Origin of the sequence: Streptomyces sp. NPDC002602, from assembly GCF_042889445.1 — a bacterium.
Classification (GTDB): domain Bacteria; phylum Actinomycetota; class Actinomycetes; order Streptomycetales; family Streptomycetaceae; genus Streptomyces.
In genome coordinates, this window is the sequence record NZ_JBIAQX010000004.1 from 478055 (window position 1) to 504066 (window position 26012).

20 protein-coding genes and 1 pseudogene are annotated in these 26012 nt (G+C 72.2%); 17 read left to right on the forward strand and 4 right to left on the reverse strand.

Annotation, left to right across the window (positions count from 1 at the left end; all coding sequences use genetic code 11):
* Positions 1-160 precede the first annotated feature (160 nt).
* The 11 genes and pseudogenes from ACFYW3_RS15235 (at position 161) to ACFYW3_RS15285 (ending at position 10371) form a co-directional block, all read left to right on the forward strand.
* Positions 161-2251, forward strand: a complete 2091-nt coding sequence (locus ACFYW3_RS15235) for an MMPL family transporter (protein ID WP_389386495.1) — start codon at positions 161-163, stop codon at positions 2249-2251.
* Positions 2248-3534 (forward strand): NAD(P)/FAD-dependent oxidoreductase, encoded by a 1287-nt coding sequence (locus ACFYW3_RS15240; protein ID WP_389386496.1) that lies wholly within the window; start codon positions 2248-2250, stop codon positions 3532-3534. Before ACFYW3_RS15235 ends, ACFYW3_RS15240 begins: the two co-directional genes overlap by 4 nt.
* Positions 3531-4265, forward strand: coding sequence for a DUF1365 domain-containing protein (locus ACFYW3_RS15245; RefSeq protein ID WP_389386497.1), 735 nt, complete (start codon positions 3531-3533; stop codon positions 4263-4265). The genes ACFYW3_RS15240 and ACFYW3_RS15245 overlap by 4 nt, the downstream gene beginning before the upstream one ends.
* A 5-nt stretch (positions 4266-4270) precedes the next feature.
* Positions 4271-5479: a class I SAM-dependent methyltransferase gene (locus tag ACFYW3_RS15250; RefSeq protein ID WP_389386596.1), complete on the forward strand. Its 1209-nt coding sequence runs from the start codon at positions 4271-4273 to the stop codon at positions 5477-5479.
* Positions 5476-6261 carry a DUF1295 domain-containing protein gene (locus tag ACFYW3_RS15255; RefSeq protein ID WP_351754318.1) on the forward strand — a complete coding sequence of 262 codons (786 nt, stop codon included), beginning with the start codon at positions 5476-5478 and terminating at the stop codon, positions 6259-6261. Before ACFYW3_RS15250 ends, ACFYW3_RS15255 begins: the two co-directional genes overlap by 4 nt.
* Positions 6262-6304: 43 nt before the next feature.
* Positions 6305-6784 carry an Lrp/AsnC family transcriptional regulator gene (locus ACFYW3_RS15260; RefSeq protein ID WP_389386498.1) on the forward strand — a complete coding sequence of 160 codons (480 nt, stop codon included), beginning with the start codon at positions 6305-6307 and terminating at the stop codon, positions 6782-6784.
* Between the two features lie 46 nt (positions 6785-6830).
* Positions 6831-7508: an HAD family hydrolase gene (locus ACFYW3_RS15265; protein ID WP_389386499.1), complete on the forward strand. Its 678-nt coding sequence runs from the start codon at positions 6831-6833 to the stop codon at positions 7506-7508.
* Positions 7509-7739: 231 nt separating this feature from the next.
* Positions 7740-7985, forward strand: a complete 246-nt coding sequence (locus ACFYW3_RS15270; RefSeq protein WP_351754326.1) for a hypothetical protein — start codon at positions 7740-7742, stop codon at positions 7983-7985.
* Positions 7986-8375: 390 nt separating this feature from the next.
* Entirely contained in the window at positions 8376-8504 is a 129-nt protein-coding gene (locus tag ACFYW3_RS15275) for a hypothetical protein (RefSeq protein WP_389386500.1), read from the forward strand.
* A 69-nt stretch (positions 8505-8573) separates the two neighbouring features.
* A pseudogene (locus tag ACFYW3_RS15280) lies at positions 8574-9173 on the forward strand (LLM class flavin-dependent oxidoreductase); the annotation flags it as partial.
* A 109-nt stretch (positions 9174-9282) separates the two neighbouring features.
* Complete coding sequence (locus ACFYW3_RS15285) at positions 9283-10371, forward strand: FAD-dependent oxidoreductase (protein ID WP_389386501.1); 1089 nt, start codon at positions 9283-9285, stop codon at positions 10369-10371.
* A 46-nt stretch (positions 10372-10417) separates the two neighbouring features.
* Here ACFYW3_RS15285 and ACFYW3_RS15290 read toward each other — a convergent pair whose 3' ends face one another.
* The 3 genes from ACFYW3_RS15290 to ACFYW3_RS15300 form a co-directional block, all read right to left on the reverse strand.
* Entirely contained in the window at positions 10418-10768 is a 351-nt protein-coding gene (locus ACFYW3_RS15290; RefSeq protein WP_351754334.1) for a hypothetical protein, read from the reverse strand.
* A 202-nt stretch (positions 10769-10970) separates the two neighbouring features.
* Entirely contained in the window at positions 10971-11843 is an 873-nt protein-coding gene (mltG, locus tag ACFYW3_RS15295) for an endolytic transglycosylase MltG (protein ID WP_389386502.1), read from the reverse strand.
* Between the two features lie 63 nt (positions 11844-11906).
* Positions 11907-13853 (reverse strand): ABC transporter ATP-binding protein, encoded by a 1947-nt coding sequence (locus ACFYW3_RS15300; RefSeq protein WP_389386503.1) that lies wholly within the window; start codon positions 13851-13853, stop codon positions 11907-11909.
* Between the two features lie 99 nt (positions 13854-13952).
* Here ACFYW3_RS15300 and ACFYW3_RS15305 point away from each other — a divergent pair, with 99 nt between their 5' ends.
* The 4 genes from ACFYW3_RS15305 (at position 13953) to ACFYW3_RS15320 (ending at position 21160) form a co-directional block, all read left to right on the forward strand.
* On the forward strand, positions 13953-14423 hold the full coding sequence (locus ACFYW3_RS15305; protein ID WP_351754343.1) for a MarR family transcriptional regulator: 471 nt from the start codon (positions 13953-13955) through the stop codon (positions 14421-14423).
* Between the two features lie 29 nt (positions 14424-14452).
* Positions 14453-17389, forward strand: coding sequence for an FAD-binding and (Fe-S)-binding domain-containing protein (locus ACFYW3_RS15310; protein ID WP_389386504.1), 2937 nt, complete (start codon positions 14453-14455; stop codon positions 17387-17389).
* Between the two features lie 148 nt (positions 17390-17537).
* Positions 17538-19382 carry an ABC transporter transmembrane domain-containing protein gene (locus ACFYW3_RS15315; protein WP_389386505.1) on the forward strand — a complete coding sequence of 615 codons (1845 nt, stop codon included), beginning with the start codon at positions 17538-17540 and terminating at the stop codon, positions 19380-19382.
* Positions 19379-21160 (forward strand): ABC transporter ATP-binding protein, encoded by a 1782-nt coding sequence (locus tag ACFYW3_RS15320; protein ID WP_351754350.1) that lies wholly within the window; start codon positions 19379-19381, stop codon positions 21158-21160. Before ACFYW3_RS15315 ends, ACFYW3_RS15320 begins: the two co-directional genes overlap by 4 nt.
* 392 nt (positions 21161-21552) lie before the next feature.
* Here ACFYW3_RS15320 and ACFYW3_RS15325 read toward each other — a convergent pair whose 3' ends face one another.
* On the reverse strand, positions 21553-22344 hold the full coding sequence (locus ACFYW3_RS15325; protein ID WP_351754353.1) for a metal-dependent hydrolase: 792 nt from the start codon (positions 22342-22344) through the stop codon (positions 21553-21555).
* A gap of 147 nt (positions 22345-22491) precedes the next feature.
* Here ACFYW3_RS15325 and ACFYW3_RS15330 point away from each other — a divergent pair, with 147 nt between their 5' ends.
* The gene (locus ACFYW3_RS15330) at positions 22492-25011 is read left to right on the forward strand and encodes a DEAD/DEAH box helicase (protein WP_389386506.1); all 2520 of its coding nucleotides are present in this window, start codon (positions 22492-22494) and stop codon (positions 25009-25011) included.
* A 70-nt stretch (positions 25012-25081) separates the two neighbouring features.
* Positions 25082-26011: an acyl-CoA thioesterase gene (locus tag ACFYW3_RS15335; protein ID WP_389386507.1), complete on the forward strand. Its 930-nt coding sequence runs from the start codon at positions 25082-25084 to the stop codon at positions 26009-26011.
* Position 26012: the final 1 nt, after the last annotated feature.

The window sequence follows — 26012 nt, forward strand, 5'->3', positions numbered from 1 at the left end:
TCTCGTGGGCGTGACCTCACTGGGGATTCGGCCGGGTCGCCGCGATCGGATGCGTCGCTCGCCCGAGCGGCGCATCCGAATGACGTGTCCCGGCCGAAAGGTGATCCAGAAGGCCCGTCCACCCACCTCAGCACAGACTGACCTCTTGTCCGGGAGTGCCATGCGCCCGTCACCGCGGATCACCCGCCTGGTGATTCCGATCCTGTTGTTGCTCGGCTGGCTCGCCGTCGGCGGGGTGCTCGGCCCGTACGCGGGCAAGCTCGGCGAGGTCGCCACCAACGACCAGGCCGCCTTCCTGCCGCGCAGCGCCGAGTCCACCCGGGTGGTGGAGGCGCAGCGGGCCCTGCGGCAGGCCGAGTCGCTGCCCGCGATCGTGGTGTGGACCGCCTCGGACGGCGGCCGGCTCACCCCCGCCGCCCGGGGCGCGGCGAGCGCCGCGCTGGCCTCGCTGACCGGGGGCGAGGGGCTCGCCGGCCCGGCCTCCCCGGCGGTTCCCTCGCGGGACGGGCAGGCCCTGCGGGGTGTGGTGCCGCTGCGGCCGGACCTCGGCGACGGATTGCCGGACGTACTGGACCGGGTGCGCGGGGCGGCCGGGAAGGTGCCGGGCACCGCGGTGTCGATCGCCGGTCCGGCCGCCACCCAGGCGGACCTCGGGGACGCCTTCGCGGGCATCGACGGACTGCTGCTGGGGGTGGCGCTGGCGACGGTCCTGGTGATCCTGCTTGTGGTCTACCGCAGTGTGCTGCTGCCCCTGATCGTGGTCTTCGGCGCGGTGCTCGCCCTCGGCCTGGCCTGCGCGATCGTGTACGCGCTGGCCGATCGCGGGCTGGTGCGGGTGGACGGTCAGGTGCAGGGCATCCTGTCGATCCTGGTCATCGGCGCCGCGACGGACTACGCGCTGCTGCTGACCGCCCGCTTCCGGGAGGAACTCGCGACGGAGCCCGACCGGTTCACGGCGATGCGGGCCGCGTGGCGGCGCACGCTGGGTCCGGTCGTCGCGAGCGCCGCCACCGTCGCGCTGGGCCTGCTGGCGCTCCTGCTGAGCGACCTGACGAACAATCGGGCGTTGGGTCCGGTGGGGGCGATCGGCATCGGGTGCGCCGTGCTCGCCGCGTTGACGTTCCTGCCCGCCGCGCTGGTCCTGTCGGGCCGGGCCGCCTACTGGCCGGCCCGGCCGAAGGCCTCCGACGCCGCGCATCCCGTCTGGACCCGGGTGGCGGCGCTGGTGGACCGGGCGCCGCGCCGGGTGTGGGCCGTGACCCTGGCCGGGCTGCTGGCCTGCGCGGCCCTCTCCCCGATGCTGGTCTCCAAGGGGGTGCCGCTCGACGAGATCTTCGTGAACGACGTCCCGTCGGTGTCGGCGCAGGCCACGCTGGGCCGGCATTTCCCGGGGGGTGCGGGCAACCCCGCCGTGGTGATCGCGGACGCGGACCGGGCCACCGAGGTGGTGGCGGCCGCGCGGGCCACCGAGGGCGTCGCCGACGCGGCGCGGGTGGGTGCCCCGGGGCCCGGCGGCCGGGTCCGGATCGACGCGACGCTGCACGACGCGGCCGACAGCGACGCGGCCAAGGAGACGGTGGGCCGGCTGCGGACCGCCGTGCACGCGGTCGCGGGCGCGGACGCGCTGGTCGGCGGGTACACGGCCCAGCAGTACGACACCCAGCGGACGGCGGCCCACGACCGCGCCCTGATCGTGCCGGTGGTGCTCGGGATCATCCTGGTGATCCTGGCGGGGTTGCTGCGCTCGCTGGTGATGCCCCTGTTGCTGGTGGCGACGGTCGCGCTGAACTTCCTCGCCACGCTCGGCGTGTCCGCCGTCGTCTTCCGGGGCGTGTTCGGGTTCACCGGGACGGACGCCTCGGTCCCGTTGTACGGGTTCGTCTTCCTGGTCGCCCTCGGGGTGGACTACAACATCTTCCTGATGTCCCGGGTCCGCGAGGAGACCGTGGCGCACGGTCACCGCGAGGGCATCCGGCGCGGTCTGACCTCCACCGGCGGGGTGATCACCTCGGCGGGTGTGGTCCTCGCGGCGACCTTCGCCGCGCTGGGGGTGATCCCGCTCGCCTTCCTGGCGCAGATCGCGTTCATCGTGGCCTTCGGCGTCCTGTTGGACACCCTCGTCGTGCGTTCGCTGCTGGTTCCGGCCCTGGTCAGGGACATCGGACCGAAATCCTGGTGGCCCGGTTCGCCCGGAGACACATCCGAGCACCCCTCCGGCTCCGAAGTACCGGTCAAGGAGGCAACACGATGAACGAGCGAGGACGATCGCGACCGCGTACGGCCGTGGTCGGCGGGGGTGTCTCGGGGCTGACGGCGGCATACGTGCTGGCGCGCTCCCACGAGGTGACCCTGTACGAGGCCGACGACCGGCTGGGCGGGCACGCCCACACCCATGAGCTGAAGGGGACGGACGGCGAGCTGCGGTCGGTGGATTCCGGGTTCATCGTCCACAACGACCGCACCTACCCGCATCTGTTGCGCCTCTTCCGCGAGCTGGGGGTGGCCACCCGACCGACGACGATGAGCCTGTCGGTGCACTGCGAGGGCTGTGGGCTGGAGTACGCGGGGGCGCGCGGCCCGCGCGGGCTGTTCGCGCAGCCGCGGGCCGCCGCGAACCCGGCCTACCTGCGGATGCTGGCGCAGGTGCCGGCCTTCCACCGGCAGGCCCGGCGGTTGCTGGCGACCCCGTCGACCGGTCCCGAGATCACGCTGGCCCGGTTCCTGGCGGAGGGCCGGTTCGGGGCGTACTTCACCGGGCACTTCGCGATCCCGCTGGTGGCCTCGGTGTGGTCCTGCCCGCCGGACACCGCGCTGCGCTACCCCGCCCGCTACCTGTTCCGCTTCCTCGCCCATCACGGGTTGCTGTCGGTGGGCGGCTCACCGAACTGGCGTACGGTCGAGGGCGGTTCGGCCCGCTACGTGGAGCTGCTGCGCGAGCGGCTCGGTACGGGGGCGGTCCGGGTGGGCACCCCCGTACGGGCCGTGGAGCGCACCGCGGAGGGCGTTCGGATCACCACCGCGGACGGGACGTCCACGGGGTACGACTCGGTGGTCGTCGCGGTCCACGCCGATCAGGCGCTGCGTCTGCTGGCCGATCCCTCGGACGCCGAACGCGAGGCGCTGGGCGCGTTCGGCTACTCCCGCAACCGGACCGTGCTGCACACCGACGCCTCGGTGCTGCCGCGCGCGGCCGGGGCCCGGGGCTGCTGGAACTACCGGCTGTCCGGTTGCCGCCCCCAGGACGGTCACGTCCGGGTCAGCTACGACATGAACCGGCTCCAGGGCCTGGACGCGCCGGAGTCGTACGTGGTGACGCTCAACGCCGACGACCGGGTCCGCCCGGATCTGGTGCTGGCCGAGATGGACTACGAACACCCCGTCTACACGCCGGAGTCGGTGGCCGCACAGCGTCTGTTGCCGGCGCTGTCCGGTCCGGTGACGGCCTACGCCGGCGCGTATCACGGGTGGGGGTTCCACGAGGACGGCTGCCGCTCGGGCGTGGAGGCGGCGGCGGCGCTGGGGGTGAACTGGTGAAACCCCGCCTGTACGAGGCCGACATACGACACGTGCGGGCCGGCGAACGCTCGTACGGCCTGCGCCACCGCTCGTACCTGTGGCTGGTGGACCTCGACGAACTCCCCCGACTGCCGGGCCCGTTGCGGCACCTGGCCCACTTCGACGCGCGGGACCACTTCGGCGGCGGGCTGCCGACGATCCGGGCCGGGCTCGATCGCTTCCTGGCCTCGAAGGACGCGGCGCTGCCCGCCGGTTCACGGGTGTCGATGCTCGCGCACGCCCGCGTGTTCGGGTACGTGTTCAATCCGATCTCGGTGTACTGGTGCCACGGCCCCGACGGGGAGGTGCGCCACGTGGTCGCCGAGGTGCACAACACGTACGGGGAGCGGCACTGCTACCTGCTCGGTCCGGAGGCCGCGCGGGGCACGGCCCGGGCGGCGAAGGAGTTCTACGTCTCCCCGTTCCTCGACGTGGACGGCGGCTACCGGATGCGGCTGCCCGAACCGGACGGCCGGCTGGCGCTGATGGTGCAGTTGGCCGGCGGGGCGGACGGCGCCCGGCTGACGGCCACCGTGCGGGGGGAGCGCCGGCCCGCCGGCGCGTGGGGCGTCGTACGGGCGTCGCTGCGCCACCCCTGGTCCACCGCCGCGGTGGCGGTGGGCATCCGTTTCCACGGCATCCGGCTGTGGCTGCGCGGTCTGCCGGTGCGACCGCGCCCCCGACACGTACCCCAGGAGGGTGTGAAGTGAGCACGATGACGCTCCCGGCGGTGCCGAAGCTGCCCCGGACGCGGGCGGCCGTGGGGCGGCTGCTGATCCGGCGGGCACTCGACCGGCTGCCGCTCCAGGTCCGGATGGGGCCCGGGGAACTCCTCGGCAGGGGCGGCCCGGCGATGGCGGTGTACGACCCGGCGGCCTTCGAGCGCCGGATCACCGCGGAGGGCCTGATCGGTTTCGGCGAGTCGTACCTGGCCGGGGAGTGGGACGCCCGCGATCCGGTGGCGGTGCTGACCGTGATGGCGGGGCACGTGGCGGGGCTGATCCCGGCGCCGCTGCAGAGGCTGCGGGGCCTGTGGGCGGCCCGGCACCCGGACACCGATCGCAACACCCCGGACGGCTCCCGCACCAACATCCGGCGGCACTACGACCTGTCGAACGAGCTGTTCGCCGAGTTCCTCGATCCGACGATGACCTACTCCTCCGCCGTGTTCCGTGCCCTGCCCGCCGGTCCCGGGCAGTTGGCCGACGCCCAACACCGCAAGATCGACATGCTGTTGGACATGGCGGACGTCGGTCCGGACACCCGTGTGCTGGAGATCGGCACCGGCTGGGGCGAACTCGCGATCCGGGCGGCGGCGCGCGGCGCGCGGGTGGTGACGCTCACCCTCTCCCGGGAGCAGCGGGAGTTGGCGATGAAGCGGATCGCGGAGGCCGGGCTGACGGACCGGGTCGAGGTGCGGCTGTGTGACTACCGTGAGGCCACGGGCAGTTATGACGCGATCGTCAGCGTGGAGATGATCGAGGCGGTCGGCGCGGAGTACTGGCCGGTCTACTTCGCCGCGCTGGACCGGCTGTCGGCCCCGGGCGGGCGGGTGGCGATCCAGGCGATCACCATGCCGCACGAGCGGATGCTGGCCACGAAGGACACGTACACCTGGATCCACAAGTACATCTTCCCGGGCGGCATGCTGCCGTCGGTGCGGGTGGTGGAGGACATGGCCCGGACCCACACCCGCCTGCGGGTGGCGCGCTGCGAGGGCTACGGGGCGCACTACGCGCAGACGCTGCGGCTGTGGCGGGAGCGGTTCGCGGAGCGGACCGAGCGGATCGAGGCGCTGGGCTTCGACGAGACGTTCCGCCGGATGTGGACGTTCTACCTGGCGTACTGCGAGGCCGGCTTCGCGTCGGGCTACCTGGACGTGCACCAGATCCTGCTGACGGCCCCGGACGGCGGCACGTCGTGAACTGGGGAGCCTTCGGGGTCAACCTGGCGGTCTCGGCGGCGGTGGCGCTCGCCGTCCTGCTGATCACGTTCGCGGTGGGCGTCCGGCGCGGGATGCACCGGGTGGTCGACGTGGCCTGGGGCCTGGCGTTCGCCGCCGTGGCGGTGGCCACGTACGGGATGTCGGACGGGCGGCAGCCGCTCACGGCCGCCCTGACGGTCCTGTGGGGGCTGCGTCTCGCCGGGCACATCGCGTGGCGGGGGCGCGGGCACGGGGAGGACCCGCGGTACGAGCGGATGCTGGCCAAGGCTCCCGGCAACCCGCAGTGGTACGCGCTGCGCGTGGTGTACCTGCTCCAGGCGGCTCTGGTGTGGCTGGTCTCCCTGCCGATCCAGGCGGGCCCGTACGCCACCGACGGCCCGGGGACGCTCGCGATGGCGGCGGGCACGGCGCTGTGGCTGTGCGGGATCACCTTCGAGGCGGTCGGCGATCATCAGCTGGCCCGGTTCAAGGCGGATCCGGCGAACCGGGGCCGGATCATGGACCGGGGCCTGTGGTCGTGGACCCGGCACCCGAACTACTTCGGCGACTTCTGCGTGTGGTGGGGCCTGTCGCTGACCGCGTGGGGGACCTGGCCGGCGTTCGCCGTGTCGGTGATCGGCCCGCTCGTCATGTCGTGTCTACTGATCGCGGGCAGCGGCAAACGCCTCCTGGAACGCCATATGGCGGACCGCCCGGGGTACGCCGCCTACAAGGCCCGGACCAGCGGATTCCTGCCGTGGCCGCCCCGCCGTACCGGGTGAGTGTCCGAGCCCGTGGGACGTCGCGGGCCGATACCCTCACGACATGGCGGTGGACGAGCTCGACACCCGAATCCTGCGCCTGCTGATCGAGCAGCCGCACACCAGCGTCCGGGAGTACGCCCGGATCCTCGGCGTGGCGCGCGGCACCCTCCAGGCCCGGCTGGACCGACTGGAGCGCACCGGGGTGATCACGGGCACCGGCCCCGTGCTGTCGCCCGCCGCGCTGGGTCATCCGGTGCTGGCCTTCGTGCACATCGAGGTCACCCAGGGGCATCTGGACGAGGTCGGGGACGCCCTGGCGGCGGTACCGGAGATCATCGAGGCCTTCTCCATCACCGGGGGCGGCGATCTGCTGACCCGGGTCGCGGCCCGTGACAACGGGCATCTGGAGGACGTCATCCAGCGCCTGATCCGGCTTCCGGGCGTGGTCCGCACCCGGACGGAGGTCGCGCTGCGTGAACGGGTCGCGCACCGAGTGTTGCCGCTGGTGGAGGCCGTGGGACGAGCCGCTCGCAAACCCTGACAATATGGACGGGAAACGTACACGACCGGCAGGACGGGCACAGCGGATGATCTCCGTCATATTCGATCTCGACGGCACCCTCGTGGACAGCGAGCCGAACTACTACGAGTCCGGACGCCGCACCCTGGCACACCACGGGATCCCCGACTTCACCTGGGAGCAGCACGCGCGCTTCATCGGCATCGGCACGATGGAGACGCTGGAGATCCTCAAGGAACGTCACGCGCTGCGAGCCCCCGTGGAACAGCTCCTCGCGGAACAGAACGCCGCCTATCTGGAGCTGGCCCGCGTCCGGACCGAGGTCTTCCCCGAGATGCGCAAGTTCGTCGAGCGGCTGCACTGCGAGGGCGTACCGATGGCGGTCGCCTCCGGTTCCTCCCGGGAGGCCATCGACACGGTGCTGGCCGGGACAGGGCTGGACGCCCTGCTGACGACGGTGGTGTCCGCCGAGGAGGTCCCGCACGGCAAGCCCGCCCCGGACGTGTTCCTGGAGGCGGCCCGCCGGCTCAGGGTCGAACCGGCCGACTGCGTGGTCGTCGAGGACGCCGCGCCCGGCGTGCGGGCCGCGCACGCCGCCGGAATGGAGTGCCTGGCCGTACCGTACGTCCCGATCGCCGCCGGGGATCCGGCCTTCACGACGGCCGGGCTGCTCTTCCGGGGCGGCCGGAGCGAATTCAGCGCGGACACCGCCTACGAGTGGCTGGGCGAACACCGGGCCGCCTGATCGCCGGGCCCGGGCGGGGCCGGGGCGGGCGGGGCCGAGCCGAGCCGGGTGAACGGTGCCCGGGGCGACGCCGGCGGGATCCGCGAGGCGGGAGGCCGCGGCCTCCCGCCTCCTCCCGCACCCGCTCCAACTGCCCCTGGGAACTGCCTCTTCGGGGCGGCGCGCGCCCCTACGGTCGTGCCGGTACAGGACAGCGGTGGAACCTCCGCCGCCCCACACCGGGAGAGGCCCATGAAAACGAACAAGAAGCTGGCGGCCGGCGGCGCCGCGATCGTACTGGCCGCCGGCATCGCGATCACGGCGGTCGGCGCGGCCAACGCGGCGCCCGCCCCGACGGAACGCATCACCTCCGTGAGCGGCCTGCACGAGAGCCTCGCTCAGGCCGTCGCCGAGGAGCAGGCCCTCGGACTCCAGGGCACCCTCGGCGGGCCCGTCGGCCGCGAGGCACTGGAATCGCACGACGCGATCGACGGCTGACGGGGCGGGTGAGCACCGTGGGATCCGACCAGACAGGGGCCGCGCCGGAAGCCGACGCGCCGGCGGCGACGCCGTCCACCTGGTGTCCGAGCGGTGAGGCACGGGCACCCGAGTCCGTCGTCCTCGGCGTCCGCTCGGCGACGGAAGGCCGGGTGACCTACCTCGCGGACCCGGTTCCGGCGTCGGAGGTGGCTCGGTTCGATCCCCGAGGGAATCGAACCGACGCGGGTACTCCGTTTCGCCTCGCACTGCGTCTCGAACTGCGTCAATCGACGCGGCGCGGACTGCGCCCTGGTCGAGCGGGTCCTGGCGCTGCCGCCCGCGGCCGATTCCCGCGCCGTCCCGCGGTGCCACCTTCGCTCCCGGTGCCAGTGGTGGCAGCAGACGGGGGTGGACGCCTGCCACCGCTGCCCCGCGATCACCACCGCCACCTTCCGGGAGGACGAACTGGCGACCCTGGTCGCCGATCCCAGCACCACCCCCGAGCAACTTGCGTCCTGGATCGAGGCGTCCGCCTGATCCTCTGACCCTGCGCGCCGGGGAGTTCACCGTGCTCCTGGGCCGCAGCGGATGCGGCAAGTCCGCCCTGGGGTGCGCGAGCCCGCCATCGAGTATCCGGCGCAGATCGCCAAGGCCGCCCAACGCCTCGGCTTCGAGGCGGTCCTGACGCCGACCGGGCACCTGGTGCGAGGACGCCTGGTTGACCACGGTGGCGCTCGCGCGGCACACGGAACGCCTGACGTTCCTGGTGGCGTTCCGGCCCGGGGTGATCTCGCCGACGCTCGCCGCGCAGATGGCCGCGACCCACCGGCGGATCACCCGGGGTCGGCTGCCGCTCAACGTGGTGACGGGTGGGCACTCCGCGGAGCGGCGGCGCTTCGGTGACCATCCGGACCACGATCGGCGGTACGAGCGGACCGCCGAGTTCCTGTCGGTCGTCGGGGGGTCTGGGGCGGGCGGCCGTACGGCTTCCGGGGCGAGCACCACCGGATCGACGGCGGGCTCACGGGGGTGCCGCCCGACCCACTGCCGGAGATCTTCTTCGGCGGTTCCTCGGCGGCGGCCGGCCCGGTCGCCGCCGAGCCCGCGGACGTGTATCTGACCTGGGGCGAGCCCCCGCACCAGGTGAAGGAGAAGATCGACTGGATCCGCCCGCCGGCCGAGGAGCGGGGACGTACGGTCCGGTTCCGGGCGCCGAGGGAAGAGGAACCGGTGCCCCACCCCGGCGCCGCGCCCCCGGTCGGCCCGTCCGCATCGGGTCGGGAAGATCCCCGGGCCGCCACGGGTTGGTGGAAGCGTGAACGAACTCGGTGAGCGGGAAGCGGCAGCGGTCGACGTGGTGGTCGTCGGAGCGGGGCAGGCGGGTCTGTCCGGCGCGTACCACCTGGCCCGGGCGGGCATCGACCACGTGGTCCTGGACCATGCGCCGCGGCCGGGGGGAGCCTGGCAGTTCCGCTGGCCGTCCCTCACGTACGGCAAGGTGCACGGCATGCACGCGCTGCCCGGCATGGAGCTCACGGACGCGGACCCGCTGCGGCCGTCATCGGAGGTCATCGGGGAGTACTTCGCGGCGTACGAGGAGCGCTTCGGGATACGCGTACGCCGGCCCGTGGACGTGACCGCCGTACGCGAGGGATCCGCCGGGCGGCTGCTGGTGGAGTCCGGGTCGGGCCGTTGGACGCCCCGGGCCCTGATCAACGCCACCGGCACCTGGGACCGGCCGTTCTGGCCCCGCTACCCGGGCCAGGAGACCTTCCGCGGTCGTCAGCTGCACACCGCGAACTATCCGGGGCCGCAGGAGTTCGCGGGGGCCAGGGTCGTCGTCGTGGGCGGCGGCACCTCGGCCGTACAACACCTGCTGGAGGTGTCGGAGGTGGCGGCGGGGACCACGTGGGTGACCCGCCGGCCGCCGGTGTTCCGCGACCGCGACTTCGGCGAGTCCGCCGGCCGGGCGGCGGTGGCGCTGGTGGAGGACCGGGTCAGGCGGGGCCTGCCGCCGCAGAGCGTGGTCAGTGTGACGGGCCTGGCACTGACCGACGCCGTCCGGGCGGGGCTCGACTCCGGGGTCTTGGACCGCCGCCCCATGTTCGACGTGATCACCCCGACCGGGGTGACGTGGGCGGACGGGCGACACGTGGACGCCGACGTGATCCTCTGGGCGACCGGTTTCCGGGCCGCCGTCGACCACCTTGCGCCGCTGCGCCTGCGCGAGCCGGGCGGCGGGATCCGCGTCGAGGGCACCAGGGCGGTCCGCGACGAGCGGATCCACCTCGTCGGTTACGGGCCGTCGGCGTCGACCATCGGGGCGAACCGGGCCGGCGGCGCGGCGGTACGCGAGATCCGCCGCCTCCTCAGCCGCGAAACCGCCGAGGCGGGCCGCGCCTGATCGGCCCCCGCCGGCCCCCGTGCCCCTGTCAGCGGCGATGAACCGGTCAGCACCTCCGATGCCACCACGCCAACTCCGGATCGGCCGCGGGCTCGTGGTGTGTGCGCGCGAGCAACACCGCGTCCAAGTCCTCGACCCGCGCCCGGAGTTCGCGGGCGGCCTTGGGCGGCAGCATGAACAGGGCCTCGTGCAGCGTGTCCCGGGCCCACCCCTCGCCGCAGCACGAGCAGGTGAACTCGGCCTCCCACGGCCGCCACCGGCGTGCGGTGCCGAGGACTCGCACGGACCACACGCTCAGCGCCACCGCCACGATGCCCGGCGACAACCGATCCCGTTCGAGCACGCGAACGGCGGCATTCGCCGCCCCCGACAGGCCCGGGACATCGCGATACCGCACCCAGTGACTTCCTCGGCCCCGTGCCCGCGGCCGAGGCGAAGCCGGTGATCTACGCGGCACGACCCCTTCGGATACACGTCATGGGAGGCATCCTCTCACGCCTCAAGATCGCCCGGACAGCGCCCGGGACCGGGCGGAACGCCCCCTGCGGCTCCCGTCGGGAAGGACGTCCAGGGCACGGGATCGACGCGGCGTCCGGGGATCACGGCTCCTGGCGGCCGGGAGGTCCTGCCTCGGCGCGGGCGGCCCCCGCCTGGGCGCGCAGCCTGTTGAAGTCCGCGACGTGCTTCTTGTGTTCCTCATACGTCGCCGAGAAGCGGGTGTCCCCCGGCTTCACCGTGACGAAGAACAGCCAGTCCCCGGGAGTCGGGGCGACGGCCGCCGCCATCGCCTCCAGTCCGGGGCTGTCGATCGGCGTGGGTGGCAGGCCCTGACGTTCGTAGGTGTTGAAGGGGCTGTCGATCTTCGTCTCGCTCAGCTTGGTGTCCACCGTGTTGCGGTTCAGCGCGTAGTTGATGGTGGAGTCCATCTGGAGCGGCATCGACTTCGCCAGCCGGTTGTGGACCACGCGCGCCACCTTGCCCATGTCGGCGCGGGTGTCGGCCTCCGCCTCGATGATGCTGGCGAGGGTGGCCGTCTGGTACGGGGTCATTCCGTGGGCTTTGGCGCCGTCCGCGACGGCTTTGGTGGCCAGCTTCCCGTTCGCCGTCCGCACCATGTACGCGAGTACCGACGCCGGGGTGGACTTCGAGGTCACCGGGTACGTCGCCGGGAAGAGGTAGCCCTCCGGGTTGCCCTTCGCCTCCGGAGGCAGGACCAGGCCGGCCGTCCCGACCGCCGACTTCGTGGATCCCGCGGGGAGTTTGAGCGCGCTGTCCACGGCGGCGTAGACCTGTGGGGCCCGCCAGCCTTCGGGGATCAGCAACTGGCGTGGTTTCTCCGGCACTTTCTCGCTCGGCAGCAGCGGAATCAGGACTGCGGCCCCGAGCCCGAGCAGCGTGCCGAAGAGGAGCGCCAGCCTGCCCCGGCGGGTGAGCCGGGGGTGGCGCTGCGGCGGCAGATCTTCATGACGCATACGGGCACGTTAACCCGCGAACTGCGCCATTCCCGTCATCTCCCCCACATTCCAGTCACATGATCACACATTTACCGGCGTCGGTACGGCGTCCCCGAACGTCTCACCCTTGGGAACCTTGACCGGCTCGCCCTTGACCGTGTCGCCCTTGGTCGTGTCGTTCACGGCCTTCTCGTTCACGGCACCCTCCGGCAGCACCGCGGCATCCCGGTCTCGCCGGACGAGAGCGGCGTACCGGCCGTCGGCTTCCAACAGTTCCTCGTGCGTTCCGCGCTCGGCTATTCGACCGGCGTCCAGTACGACGATCTGGTCGGCATCGCGAACGGTGGAGAGGCGGTGGGCGATGGTGATGGTGGTGCGACCCGCGGAGAGGTTGTCTATGGCTCGCTGCACCGCGTGCTCCGTGCGGGTGTCGAGCGCGCTGGTCGCCTCGTCGAGGATCAACACCGGCGGGTCGCGCAGGATCGTGCGGGCGATGGCCAGGCGCTGCTTCTCGCCACCCGAGAAGCGGTAGCCGCGTTCGCCGACGAGGGTGTCGTATCCGTCGGGCAGCGAATCGATGTGTTCGTGGATCTGGGCCGCGCGGGCCGCCTCGACGATCTCCTCGTCGGTGGCGTCCGGCTTGGCGAAGCGCAGGTTGTCGGCGACCGAGGCGTGGAAGAGGTAGGTCTCCTGGGAGACCACGCCGATGGACCGGGCCAGCGAGTCGAAGTCCAGGTCGCGCACGTCCACTCCGTCGAGGACGACCCGCCCGCCGGTCACGTCGTAGAGCCGGGGCACCAGATAGCTCAGGGTGCTCTTGCCGGAACCGGTCGGACCGACCACCGCGAGGGAGCCGCCGGCCGGCACGGTGATGTCGATCGCCGTCAGGGTGGGGCCGTTCTTGGCCTCGTACGCGAAGTGCACGTCCTCCAGCCGGACCTCGCCCTTGGCGCGCTCCAGCCGTACGGGGTCCGGGCGCTCGGTGATGTCCACCGGCAGGTCGAGGTACTCGAAGATCCGGGCGAACAGCGCGAGCGAGGTCTGGATCTGCACACCGGTCGACAGGAGGCTCACGGCGGGCCGGAACAGGCCCTGCTGAAGGGTGACGAAGGCGACGAGGGTACCGACGGAGAGCGAGGGGGAGCCGGTCTGCAGGGCGATGCCCGCCGCCCAGTAGATGAGCGCGGGCATGGCGGCCATGACGATGCCGATGGTGGACATCCGCCAGCGCCCGGCCATGCTGGAGCGCACTTCGAGGCCGACCAGCTTCTCGGACTCCTCCGAGAAGGAACGCGTCAACGAGTCGGCGCGCCCCATGGTCCGGCCGAGCAGGATGCCGCTGACCGAGAGCGATTCGGTGACCGTCGCCGCCATGGAGGCCATCTGCTTCTGCCGTTGCGTCGTGATCCGCTTGCGCTCGCGACCCACCCGCCGACTGATCCACACGAAGACGGGGAGCAGCAGGAGCGAGACGAGCGTCAGGCGCCAGTCCAGCGCGAGCATGGCCACGACCGAGGCGATCACGGCCGTCAGGTTCGAGACGAGGGAGGTCGCGGTGGAGGTGACGGTGGCCTGCATGCCGCCGATGTCGTTGGCGATGCGGGACTGCACCTCGCCGGTGCGGGTGCGGGTGAAGAAGGCCAACGGCATCCGCTGGAGCTGGGCGTACACGGCGGTGCGCAGGTCGTGCATGACGCGCTGGCCGACCGTGGTGGATATGAGGGTCTGGAGCACTCCGAAGACGCTGGTGACGACCGCGGTGAGGATCATGCCGAGCGCCAGCAGGCTCAGCAGACCGGTCCGCCCCTGGGGGATCGCGACGTCCAGGATCTCCCTCAACAGGAAGGGCGAGGCGACGCCGACGAGGGAGGAGGCGCCGACGAGCGCGCCGACGACGGCGAGCCGGCCGCGGTAGGGCCGGAAGAGGGAGACGATGCGGCGCAGCTCACGCGGCTGGTCCGCCGGGGCGGGTCGGTTGGGGTCGAGGGCTTCTTTCGATGGGGACCACTCGGGCTCTTTGGGGCGCATGGGCCTCCTTCTGACGAGACTCGCATGAGCATAGCTCATTGTTACCTATACTCACAATGAATCTGGTCCCTATACTCTTCCCATTATGAGGACCGCAGCATGAGCACCGCTCCCGAAGCCGACAGCACGGACAGCACGGACGGGGTACTCGCCGAGCAACTGCTCCGCCTGACCCGCCGACTGCACCGCATCCAAAAGCGTCATCTCGAACCCCTCGGGATCACTCCCGCCCAGTCAAGGCTGCTGCGGCTGGTCTCGCATTACGACGGCGCGGAACCGCCCCGCATGGCGGATCTCGCCGCGCGCCTGGAAGTGGTTCCCCGCGCCGTCACCACGCTGGTCGACGGGCTGGAGGCGGCCGAGTGCGTGCGACGCGCGCCGGACCCGGCGAACCGCCGGGTGATCCGGATCGAGCTGACCGACGCCGGCCGCGCCACGCTGCGCCGGCTGCGCAACGCGCGAACCGACGCCGCAGAGGAGATCCTGGCTCCACTGACCGCCGAACAGCGCAGGGTGCTCGGCGGCCTGCTGAACGCTCTGGCGGACGCCCCGGCGGAGCCCCCCTGCTGAGATCGCCGCCGAGTCGAGGGGTCGCCGCCATGCCGCTGCTGGAACCGAGGCCCGGGACCCTGCGGCCGCGCGACGTCGGCGCCCCTTCACCCGATCGGGTGTCGGACCATCGGGCGGGCGGGACCCCGGAGGCGCTGCGCGCCGACCTGTCGGAGCTGCTCGGCGCCGAGAAGGTGCTGTGGAAGGTCTCCGACCTGGTCCGGTACGCCTCGGACGCGTCCCCATACCGGTTCGTGCCCCAGGTCGTGGTCGTCGCCGAGGACATCGACGACGTCTCCGCCGTGCTCTCGTACGCTCACGGCAAGCAGCGCGAGGTGGTCTTCCGCGCCGCCGGGACCTCGCTCAACGGTCAGGCCCAGGGCGAGGACATCCTGGTCGACGTGCGCCGCCACTGGTCCGGCGTCGAGGTGCTCGACGGCGGTCTACGGGCTCGCATCCGGCCCGGCACCACCGTGCTGCGGGCCAATGCCGCACTCGCCCGCCACGGCCGGATCCTGGGCCCCGACCCGGCGAGCGCCATCGCGTGCACCCTGGGCGGGGTCGTGGCGAACAACGCGTCCGGCATGACGGCGGGAACCACGAGGAACTCCTACCGCACCCTGTCCTCCCTGACCCTGGTGCTGCCCACCGGCACCGTCGTGGACACCGCCGACCCGCTCGCCGACGAGGAACTGGCACGCGCCGAACCGGGCCTGTGCCGCGGGCTGATGGACATCAAGCGGGAGATCGAGGCGAACCCCGCCCTGGTCGCCCGGATCCGCGCCAAGCACGAGATCAAGAACACCACCGGCTACCGGCTCGACGCCTACCTCGACGGCAACACCCCCGTCGAGATCCTGCGCGGCCTGATCGTGGGGTCCGAGGGCACCCTCGGCTTCATCTCGGAGGTCGTCTTCGACACCCTCCCCCTGGACCGCGAGCTGACCAGCGCCCTGCTGTTCTTCCCCTCCCTGCCCGCCGCGGCCGCCGCCGTACCGCTCTTCAACGAGGCCGGGGCCATCGCCGTGGAGGTGATGGACGGCAACACCCTCCGGGCCTCGGTCAGTGTCGCGGGGGTGCCCGCGGACTGGGCCGACCTCCCGAAGGACACCACCGCGCTGCTGGTGGAGTTCCGTGCCCCGGACGAGGCGGGCCGGGTCGACTGCGAGCGGCGCGCGGCAGAGGTGCTCGCACGGTTGGAGCTGGTCGCGCCGGTCGCCTCGGTGACGAACGCCTTCACCCGCGACCCGGGCACCATCTCCGGGTACTGGAAGGCCCGCAGGGCCTTCGTCACCGCCGTCGGCGGAGCCCGCGCGCCCGGGACCACCCTGATCACCGAGGACTTCGCCGTCCCGCCGGCCCGGCTCGCCGAGGCCTGCGAGGCCCTCCTCGCCCTCCAGGCGGAACACGGCTTCGACGCCGCCGTCGCCGGCCACGCCGCGCACGGCAACCTGCACTTCCTGCTCGCGTTCGACGCGGGCCTCCCGGCGGACGTGGCACGGTACGCGGCCTTCATGGAAGCGTTCTGCCGGCTCACCGTGGAGCGCTTCGACGGCTCGCTGAAGGCCGAGCACTCCACCGGCCGCAACATGGCCCCCTTCCTGGAGCTGGAGTGGGGCCCCGAGGCCACCGAACTGATGTGGCGCACCAAGCGGATCATCGACCCCGACCTGGTGCTGGCGCCGCGCGTCCTGCTCGACCGTGACCCGCGGGCCCACCTGCGCGGACTGAAGACCATTCCGCGGGTGGAGGCGGTGGCCGACCCGTGCATCGAGTGCGGCTTCTGCGAACCGACCTGTCCCAGCGGGGACGTGACGACCACGCCGAGGCAACGGATCGTGCTGCGCCGCGAGATGACGCGCCAGCCGCCCGGCTCCCCCGTGCTCGAAGGGCTGCTCGACGCCTACGGCCACGACGCCGTCGACACCTGCGCGGGCGATTCCACCTGCAAGCTCGCCTGCCCCGTCGGCATCGACACCGGGGCCCTGATGAAGGACTTCCGCCACCGACGCCACGGTCCCCGCGAGGAGCGTCTCGCCGAGCTGGGCGCCCGGCACTTCCGTACGGTCGAGTCGGTCGCCCGGCTGGCCGTGGCCGCCGCCGACACGATCTCGCAGCGGGGCGGCGACCGGTTCCTGCGGGCCGTGACGGGCGCCGCACGCAAGGCGGCGAGCCCCGATCTGGTGCCGCAGTGGCTGCCTCGGATCCCCGGCGCCGCGGCCCGCGCGCTGCCCGACACCCGGCGGGTGGGGGCCGTCGCGGTGTACTACCCGGCCTGCGTCAACCGGATCTTCGGCGGCCCCGAGGGCGAGCCCGGCCCCTCCCTGCCCGAGGCCGTGGTGGCCCTGTCGGAGCGGGCCGGACTGCCGGTGTGGATCCCCCGCGACGTCCACGGCACCTGCTGCGCGACGATCTGGCACTCCAAGGGCTACGACGCGGGCAACCGGGTGATGGCCAACCGGATGGTGGAGTCCGCCTGGGGCTGGACCGCGGGCGGACGCCTGCCGCTGGTGGTCGACGCCTCCTCCTGCACCCTGGGCGTCGCGCACGAGGTGGTCCCCCACCTGACGGACGACAACCGCGCCCTGCACGCGGAACTGCGCGTCGTCGACTCCGTCGTCTGGGCGGCCGAGGAACTGCTGCCGCGCCTGGAGATCCGACGCACCATCGGCTCGGCGGTCTTGCATCCGACCTGCTCCATGGAGCATCTGGGTGACACGGCGCAGCTCCGGGCGGTCGCCGAGGCGTGCGCCGACGAGGTGGTGGTCCCGGACGACGCGGGCTGCTGTGCCTTCGCGGGCGACCGGGGCATGCTGCACCCGGAGCTGACCGCGTCGGCCACGGCCCGGGAGGCCGCGGAGGTGACGGCCCGGGCCTTCGACGCCCACCTGTCGGCGAACCGGATGTGCGAGGTGGGGATGGACCAGGCCACCGGCCGCTCCTATCACTCGGCCCTGCTCGAACTGGAGCGCGCCACGCGCCCCTGATCCCCGCCCGCGACCAGGCCGGACTCCCCGCGCCGGGTCCGCGCAGCGCGGCTCCGCGCTCTGTCGCCGACGGAAAATGGATTGCCCCGGGGCAGTCCGGAAGACGAACCTTGTGTGGTTTGAACCACTCGACCAGTCATGGGGCGTCATGCAGATCAGCGATCTTCCGTATCCGGACCCAGGGGTACCCGACGCTCGCTCCGGCCCTCGCTTCCTCGTGTGGCTGGGCCGCAACCAACTCGGCGGACAGGCCAAAAGCCTGTGCTGGGGGCTGTTGCACCACATCGGCATCGCCGGGCTGCCCTTCGCGGTGGGATTCGGCGTCGAGGCGGTCGTGGACCGCGACGGCCGACGGCTACTGCTCGTCGGGGCGTTGATCGCGGTGCTCGGCATCGCGATCTCGCTCGGCGACGCCATGCTGCACCGGACGGCCGTCACCAACTGGATCACCGCCGCCGCCCGCGTTCAGCAGCTCCTCGCCCGCAAGACCGCGGAGTTGGGCTCGGCCCTGACCCGGCGGGTTGCGGCCGGCGAGGTCGTCGCGGTGTCCACCGGCGACGTGGAGAAGATCGGCTGGTTCGTCGAGGCGGTCTCGCGTTTCCTCGCGGCGGCCGTGGCGATCGTGCTCGTCTGCGTCGGCCTGGTCTGGTACGCGCCGTCCCTCGGCGTGGTCGTGGCCGTGGGCATGCCGCTGCTGGCGCTCTCCTCCCTGCCGCTGCTCCCCCGGGCCACCCGGCGCGCCGACATCCAGCGCGAGAAGGCGGGCAAGGCGACCGAGCTGGCCTCCGACACCGTGGCGGGCCTGCGCGTCCTGCGCGGGATCGGCGGCGAGGAGCTCTTCCTCGGCCGCTACCGCGCCGCCTCTCAGGAGGTGCGCGAGGCCGCCGTGCGCAGTGCCCGGATGTGGGCGGTGATCTCGTCGATCCAGGTGTTCCTGCCGGGCCTGCTGATGATCACCGTGGTCTGGTACGGCTCCTCGCTCGTCCTGGACGGTCGTCTCGACGTCGGCGAACTCGTCGCGGTCTTCAGCGCGGTGTCCCTGTTGCTCTACCCCCTGCGGAGCGTGGAGGAGATCGCCATGGCGTACTCGTTCTCGCGTCCCTCCGCCAAACGGGCGGCCCGGGTGCTGAAGCTGACCCGGACCGACGGGCACGAGCCCGAGGCGCGGACCGCCCCCGAGGCCCCGGCCCCGGGCGGGGAGCTGTACGACCCGGAGACGGGGCTGCTGGTCCCGGCCGGGCAGTTCACCGCCGTCGTGTGCGGCGACCCGGACCTCGCGGGTCGGCTCGCGGAACGGCTCGGCGGCCATCCGATGGACGCCGCCGCCGAGGGGCCGCCGGTGCTGTTGGGCGGGGTCGCGTTGGACGAACTCGCGCTGGACACCGCCCGCACGCTGGTCCTCGTCCAGGACAAGGATCCGGTGCTGCTGTCCGGGACGCTGCGCGAGTTGTTCGACGTACCGGCGTCCGGAGCGGTGACGCCCTCGGCCGCCCTGGCCGCCGCCCAGTGCGCCGACGTGATGGACGCGCTGCTCCAGTCGGCGCCCGACGGGGTCGAGGACGCCATGGACGCGCGGATCACCGAGCGCGGCCGTTCGCTGTCCGGAGGCCAGCGTCAGCGGCTGGCCCTGGCCCGGTCCCTGGTCACCGACCCGGAGGTACTGGTGTTGGACGAGCCGACCTCGGCCGTCGACTCGCACACCGAGGCACGGATCGCGGACGGCATCGCGGCCTTGCGCACGGGGCGCACCACGGTGGTCCTGGCCTCCTCTCCCCTGCTGCTGGACCGCGCCGACCGGGTGGTGCTCGTGCACGAGGGCACGGCCCTGCCGGCCGGCACGCACCGCGAACTGCTGCACGGCGAACCGCGCTACAGGGCGGTCGTCACCCGCGAGACCGAAGAGGAACAGCGGGCGGCGGGCCTGGAACTGGCACGCATCGCAGAATCACTGACAGAGGCAGAGTCACTCACAGAGATCGAGGAATCCGCATGATCGGCGTGGCGCCGCCGGACTACGATCCGGCAGCCCCCGAAACGGCCGCGACCCTGCCCGTGGGCACGTCCGCGACCGTTCGGGACTATGTGCGCGGCCTGTTCCGGCGCCACCGGCGGGCCTTCGTGCTGCTGGTGACGGTCAACGCGGTCGCGGTGGTCGCGTCCATGGTCGGCCCGTACCTGCTGGGTCGGGTCGTGGACGATCTCGCGGCCGGGGTCCGCGAGCTGCGTCTGGGCACCGTGGCCCTGCTGTTCGCGGGAGCCCTCGTCGTACAGACCCTCTTCGTGCGGCAGGTCCGGTTGCGCGGGGCGATGCTCGGCGAGGAGATGCTGGCCGACCTGCGCGAGGACTTCCTGGTGCGCTCCGTCGGTCTGCCGCCGGGCGTGCTGGAGCGGGCCGGTACCGGTGACCTGCTGTCGCGGATCACCACCGACATCGACCGTCTCGGCAACGCGATGCGCGAGGCCGTGCCGCAGTTGGCCATCGGCGTGGTCTGGGCGGGGCTGCTCTTCGGGGCGCTGGCCGTGACCGCTCCGCCGCTGGCGTTGGCGGCGTTGGTGGCCCTGCCGATCCTGGTGATCGGCTGCCGCTGGTACTTCCGGCGGGCGCCTTCGGCGTACCGGTCGGAGTCGGCCGGCTACGCGGCGGTCGCGGCGGCGCTCACCGAGACCGTGGACGCGGGCCGGACCATCGAGGCGCACCGTCTGGGGAAGCGCCGGATCACGATGTCGGATCGCCGGATCAAGGAGTGGACGGCGTGGGAGCGGTACACGCTGTTCCTGCGGACGGTCCTCTTCCCCGTCATCAACGTGACCTACGTGACGATCCTCGGCTCCGTGCTGATGATCGGCGGCTACTGCGTCCTGCGGGGTTGGATGTCGGTCGGGCAACTGACGACGGGCGCGCTGCTGGCTCAGATGATGGTCGATCCGATCGGCCTGATCCTGCGCTGGTACGACGAGTTGCAGGTGGCTCAGGTGTCGCTGGCGCGTCTGGTGGGCGTGCGCGAGATCGAGCCGGACGCCGGTGACTCGGCGGTGTCCCCGGAGGGCCGGGCCGTCCGGGCGGACGAGGTCCACTTCGGCTACCGCGAGGGCGTGGACGTCCTGCACCGGGTGTCGATGGCCGTGCCGTCGGGCACACGCATGGCGCTGGTGGGCCCTTCGGGTGCCGGCAAGTCCACCCTGGGCCGGCTGCTCGCGGGCATCTACGCGCCACGGGCGGGGGAGGTCACCCTCGGTGGGGCACGGCTGTCGCGGATGCCGGCCGAGCGGGTGCGCGAGCACGTGGCGCTGGTCAACCAGGAACACCACGTGTTCGTGGGCTCGCTGCGGGACAATCTGCGGCTGGCGCGGACGGGCGCGGACGACGCCGAACTGTGGGCGGCGCTGGGCGCGGTGGACGCGGACGGCTGGGCCCGGGCCATGGAGTCCGGACTGGACACCGAGGTGGGTTCCGGCGCGACGGCGCTGACGCCCGCGCAGGCACAGCAGATCGCGCTGGCCCGGCTGGTGTTGGCGGACCCGCACACCCTGGTGCTGGACGAGGCGACCTCGCTGCTGGACCCGCGTGCCGCCCGGCACCTGGAGCGTTCGCTGGCCCGGGTGTTGGACGGCCGTACGGTCATCGCGATCGCCCACCGGCTGCACACCGCGCACGACGCGGATGTGATCGCGGTGGTCGAGGAGGGCCGGATCAGCGAGCTCGGTTCGCACGACGAGCTGGTCGCGGCCGACGGCGCGTACGCCGCGCTGTGGCGCTCCTGGCACGGCTGACCGTGCGTACGCCGTGGCTCCCACGGCTGACCGTGCGTACGCCGTGGCTCCGCAGTGGAACCACGGCGTACGTCGTGTGAGCCGGTCGATCGCCCTCGGGGCCGGCCGGTTCGAGCCGTGAGGGCGGCGGGCCGATCATCGTCGAGTCCGAGGCGGTGCCGACGCTGACGCCGGTGGTCGGGCCGTTGTCCTCGAAGGTGCCCTGGACGGCTCACCGAGGTTCGCGACGGTGGTCACCTCCGTGCGGGGCGGCTTCCGGATGTGATCTGCGGGGGCATGGCCGGCTCGCGGCGGACGGCGGCGCCCACCCGCTCCACCCCCACCACGTGCCGGGGGTCATTCAGGGCGCCCGACGCCTCGGTAGGGGCCGGTGTCGAAGGGGGACGCGGAGGTCAGATGAAGCCCAGGGCGGCCGCGCCGCCCACTCCGCCGAGCAGCATGAACACGGGCATCAGCACCTTCAGCTCCACCCAACTGCCGGCGCGGAACCGCATCATCTTCGGCGGGCCGATCGGGTACCAGCGCTTGCCGGCGATCGGCAGGGGCCACAGGATCGGGCAACCGGAGACGGTCAGCGCGTCCCCGATGTCGTGGACCAGCGCCCCGAGGAGGATCGGCAGGCCGAGCCAGAGGTACTCCTGGCCGGGGTCGGTGAACAGCCAGCCGGCGCCGTTGCCCGGCTGGTCCAGTACGCCGGCCAGGATCCAGGCGCTGGTGGCGCCCAGCAGCCACACCAGGACGTCGCTGGACATCCGCGCCGCCCGCCACAGCAGGCCCTCGACGGCCAGCACCAGGTGGACGAAGAGCAGCGCGAGCACGCCCCAGCGGTCGGCGGTCACGGCGAGGACGGAGGAGCCGCCGCCTATCAGGACCGCCCAGAGCCAGGTGTGGGTCAGCGTGCGGTGGCCGCCGGTGCGCCGGGCGTCGCGCGGGGCCCGGGTGGCCTTGTAGACGGCGTACGAGATCTTGTCGACCACCTCGCACAGGCCCTTGGAGAGGGGCCCGAAGGCGCGCGAGATCGTCGCCGACTTGTGGTCGAGGTCGGGCGCGAGCGCCGCGCCGGCGCAGATGAGCGCGCCGACGACGAGGACGGGCCAGGGCATCGGGTACCCGGCCGCCGCAGCCGCCGCGCCGACCCCCAGCCAGGCCGCCGCGCCGGACAGTGAGTGCGCCGGACCCATCATGGTTGTTTTCCCCGCCCCGGTTCTGTGGTGGTCAGGGCCCGTTGACGGTTTCGTCCGGGCCGTGTGGACGGCACAGCGTACCGTCGATGATCTTCTTTCCTCCCGCCGGTTCCCTCATCCGGTCCGAAGCCAGGCAAGATGGGGTGTGTGACCCTCATTGATCAGCTCCCGCCGAACGCCGACCCCGATGCCCTCTTCGAGGCCTTCTCCTCGTGGGCGGAGGGCCAGGGCATCACCCTGTACCCGGCGCAGGAGGAGGCACTGATCGAGGTCGTCTCCGGGGCGAACGTGGTCCTCTCCACCCCGACAGGCTCCGGCAAGAGCCTGGTGGCGGCCGGCGCGCACTTCACCGCGCTGGCCCAGGACAAGGTCACCTTCTACACCGCGCCGATCAAGGCCCTGGTGTCGGAGAAGTTCTTCGACCTGTGCAAGCTCTTCGGCACCGAGAACGTCGGCATGCTCACGGGCGACGCCTCCGTGAACGCGGACGCCCCGGTCATCTGCTGCACCGCCGAGGTGCTGGCCTCCATCGCCCTGCGTGACGGCAAGTACGCCGACATCGGCCAGGTCGTCATGGACGAGTTCCACTTCTATGCCGAGCCCGACCGGGGCTGGGCCTGGCAGATCCCGCTGCTGGAACTTCCGCAGGCGCAGTTCGTCCTGATGTCGGCGACCCTCGGCGACATGAAGCGGTTCGAGGAGGACCTGACCCGGCGCACCGGCCGGCCCACCTCGGTGGTCCGCTCCGCGACCCGGCCCGTCCCGCTGTCGTACGAGTACGTCACCACGCCGATCACCGAGACCATCACCGAACTGCTGGAGACCCGGCAGGCACCGGTGTACATCGTGCACTTCACCCAGGCCCAGGCGGTCGAGCGGGCGCAGTCGCTGATGAGCATCAACATGTGCACCCGCGAGGAGAAGGACAAGATCGCGGAGCTGATCGGCAGTTTCCGTTTCACCACCAAGTTCGGCCAGAACCTCTCCCGCTACGTCCGCCACGGAATCGGCGTCCACCACGCGGGCATGCTGCCCAAGTACCGGCGCCTGGTGGAGAAGCTGGCGCAGGCGGGCCTGCTGAAGGTCATCTGCGGTACGGACACCCTCGGTGTGGGCGTCAACGTGCCCATCCGCACGGTGCTGTTCACCGCGCTCACCAAGTACGACGGCACCCGGGTCAGGACGCTGCGCGCCCGTGAGTTCCACCAGATCGCCGGCCGCGCCGGTCGGGCCGGCTTCGACACGGCGGGCTATGTGGTGGCGCAGGCGCCCGAGCACGTCATCGAGAACGAGAAGGCTCTCGCGAAGGCGGGCGACGACCCGAAGAAGCGCCGCAAGGTGGTCCGCAAGAAGGCCCCCGAGGGCTTCGTGGCCTGGTCGGACACCACGTTCGAGAAGCTGATCGCGGCCGACCCGGAGGCGCTGACCTCGCGTTTCAAGGTCACCAACATCATGCTGTTGTCGGTCATCGCCCGCCCGGGCGACGCGTTCAAGGCCATGCGGCACCTGCTGGAGGACAACCACGAGCCGCGCAAGGCGCAGCTGCGGCACATCCGCCGGGCCATCGCGATCTACCGCTCGCTGCTGGACGGCGGTGTCGTGGAGAAGCTCGACACCCCGGACGCCGAGGGCCGCACCATCCGGCTGACCGTCGATCTCCAGCAGGACTTCGCGCTGAACCAGCCGCTGTCCACCTTCGCGCTGGCCTCCTTCGACCTGCTGGACCCGGAGTCCCCCTCCTACGCGCTGGACATGGTCTCGGTCGTCGAGTCCACGCTGGACGATCCGCGCCAGATCCTGGCCGCCCAGCAGAACAAGGAACGCGGCATGGCCGTGGGCGCGATGAAGGCCGACGGGATCGAGTACGAGGAGCGGATGGAACGGCTCCAGGACGTCACCTATCCCAAGCCCCTCGAAGAGCTCCTCCTGCACGCCTACGACGTGTACAGCAAGAGCCACCCGTGGGTGCGCGACCACCCCGTCTCCCCGAAGTCGATCATCCGTGACATGTACGAGCGGGCGATGACCTTCACGGAGTTCACCTCCTATTACGAGCTGGCCCGTACCGAGGGCATCGTCCTTCGCTACCTGGCGAGCGCGTACAAGGCCCTGGACCACACCATCCCGGACGACCTCAAGTCCGAGGACCTCCAGGACCTCATCGCCTGGCTGGGCGAGCTGGTCCGCCAGGTCGACTCCAGCCTGCTCGACGAGTGGGAGCAGTTGGCGAACCCGGAGGTGGAGACGGCGGAGCAGGCCCAGGAGAAGGCCGACCAGGTCAAGCCGGTCACCGCGAACGCCCGCGCCTTCCGGGTCCTGGTCCGCAACGCCATGTTCCGTCGCGTCGAGCTGGCGGCCCTGGACCACGTCAACGTGCTCGGCGAGCTGGACGGGGAGTCCGGCTGGGACGCCGACGCCTGGGGCGAGGCCCTGGACGGCTACTGGGACGAGTACGACGACCTGGGCACCGGCCCCGACGCGCGCGGCCCGAAGCTGCTGCAGATCGAGGAGGACGCGGCGCACGGCCTGTGGCGCGTCCGCCAGGCCTTCGCCGACCCCGCCGGGGACCATGGGTGGGGCATCAGCGCCGAGGTCGACCTCGCGGCCTCCGACGAGGAGGGCCGGGCGGTCATCCGGGTCACCGCGGTCGGTGAGCTCGGCCTCTGACCCGTCCCCGCAGGCCGCCGGCGTCGCCGGGCCCGCCGATTCCGCCGGACACGACAGTGGAGAACCCCAGATGACGAACCCCGCCGAGAGACTGGTCGATCTGCTCGATCTGGAGCAGATCGAGGTCAACATCTTCCGGGGCGCGAGCCCCCAGGAATCCCTCCAGCGCGTCTTCGGCGGGCAGGTCGCCGGCCAGGCGCTGGTGGCCGCGGGCCGCACGACCGAGACGGACCGCCCGGTCCACTCGCTGCACGCGTACTTCCTGCGCCCCGGCATCCCCGGCGTGCCCATCGTGTACCAGGTGGAGCGGGTGCGCGACGGGCGTTCCTTCACGACGCGTCGTGTCACCGCGGTCCAGCAGGGCAAGACCATCTTCAATCTGACCGCCTCCTTCCATCATCCGGAGGAGGGCAGCATCGAGCACCAACTGCCCCCTCGCCTCGACTTTCCGCACCCGGACACGCTTCCGACGGTCGCGGAGGAGATCCGCGAGCACCTGGGAGCCCTGCCCGAGGCCCTGGAGCGGATGGCCCGCCGCCAGCCCTTCGACATCCGCTACGTGGACCGGCTCCGCTGGACTCCCGAGGAGCTGAAGGACGCCGACCCGCGCAGCGCGGTGTGGATGCGGGCGGTCGGCCCGTTGGGCGACGATCCGCTCGTACACACCTGCGCCCTCACCTACGCCAGTGACACGACCCTCCTCGACGCCGTGCGCATCCCGGTGGAGCCCCTGTGGGGCATGCGCGGGTTCGACATGGCCTCGCTGGACCACGCCATGTGGTTCCACCGGCCGTTCCGGGCCGACGAGTGGTTCCTGTACGACCAGGAGTCCCCGATCGCACACGGTGGTCGGGGCCTGGCTCGCGGCCGCATCTACGACCTGGAGGGCAGGCTGCTGGTCTCCGTGGTCCAGGAAGGCCTCTTCCGCCCGTACGCCCCCAAGAAGCAGCAGTCGTCCGACCCGTCCACGCAGTCGTCCGACCCGTCCACGAAGAGCTGAG

Coding starts and splice junctions, on each gene's coding strand:
- ACFYW3_RS15235 (WP_389386495.1), top strand. CDS start 161: ATGCGCCCGTCACCGCGGATCACCCGCCTGGTGATTCCGATCCTGTTG.
- ACFYW3_RS15240 (WP_389386496.1), top strand. CDS start 2,248: ATGAACGAGCGAGGACGATCGCGACCGCGTACGGCCGTGGTCGGCGGG.
- ACFYW3_RS15250 (WP_389386596.1), top strand. CDS start 4,271: ATGACGCTCCCGGCGGTGCCGAAGCTGCCCCGGACGCGGGCGGCCGTG.
- ACFYW3_RS15260 (WP_389386498.1), top strand. CDS start 6,305: ATGGCGGTGGACGAGCTCGACACCCGAATCCTGCGCCTGCTGATCGAG.
- ACFYW3_RS15265 (WP_389386499.1), top strand. CDS start 6,831: ATGATCTCCGTCATATTCGATCTCGACGGCACCCTCGTGGACAGCGAG.
- ACFYW3_RS15270 (WP_351754326.1), top strand. CDS start 7,740: ATGAAAACGAACAAGAAGCTGGCGGCCGGCGGCGCCGCGATCGTACTG.
- mltG (WP_389386502.1), bottom strand. CDS start 11,843: ATGCGTCATGAAGATCTGCCGCCGCAGCGCCACCCCCGGCTCACCCGC.
- ACFYW3_RS15300 (WP_389386503.1), bottom strand. CDS start 13,853: ATGCGCCCCAAAGAGCCCGAGTGGTCCCCATCGAAAGAAGCCCTCGAC.
- ACFYW3_RS15305 (WP_351754343.1), top strand. CDS start 13,953: ATGAGCACCGCTCCCGAAGCCGACAGCACGGACAGCACGGACGGGGTA.
- ACFYW3_RS15310 (WP_389386504.1), top strand. CDS start 14,453: ATGCCGCTGCTGGAACCGAGGCCCGGGACCCTGCGGCCGCGCGACGTC.
- ACFYW3_RS15315 (WP_389386505.1), top strand. CDS start 17,538: ATGCAGATCAGCGATCTTCCGTATCCGGACCCAGGGGTACCCGACGCT.
- ACFYW3_RS15320 (WP_351754350.1), top strand. CDS start 19,379: ATGATCGGCGTGGCGCCGCCGGACTACGATCCGGCAGCCCCCGAAACG.
- ACFYW3_RS15325 (WP_351754353.1), bottom strand. CDS start 22,344: ATGATGGGTCCGGCGCACTCACTGTCCGGCGCGGCGGCCTGGCTGGGG.
- ACFYW3_RS15335 (WP_389386507.1), top strand. CDS start 25,082: ATGACGAACCCCGCCGAGAGACTGGTCGATCTGCTCGATCTGGAGCAG.